At 42.9% G+C, this 389-nt stretch carries 1 protein-coding gene; it reads right to left on the reverse strand.

Annotated features, from left to right (window positions below):
* The coding region (locus tag ACVCXO_RS03715) for a hypothetical protein (protein ID WP_452228250.1) at window positions 1–389 on the reverse strand (389 nt) is incomplete at both ends.

Genomic DNA, 389 nt, shown 5'->3' on the forward strand with positions numbered 1-389 from the left:
GAAATTCCATTAGTTACCACTCCGCTAGTTGCGTTTATTGTTGCTCCATCCGTTGGTATCGGATTAAAAACAAAACTCCCGCCAAGATCTCCTGTGATATTTGCGGTTCCGCCATCACAAGTTGCTGTCATAGAAAATGAAGCGTTTCCGGAATTTAAAACAGTTACAGATTGGGTACTACTTACTCCGCAGGTTCCTGGACTTGTATATTCTATAGTATAAGTAGTTCCTGAAATTCCGTTGGTTACCGTTCCGCTAGTTGCGTTTATTGTTGCACCATCGGTTGGTATTGGATTAAACGTAAAGCTTCCGCCAAGATCTCCTGTAACATTTGCGGTTCCGCCATCACAAGTTGCTGCCATGTTAAAAGCAGCGTTTCCGGAGTTTAA

Source organism: Lacinutrix sp. MEBiC02404 (assembly GCF_053601575.1).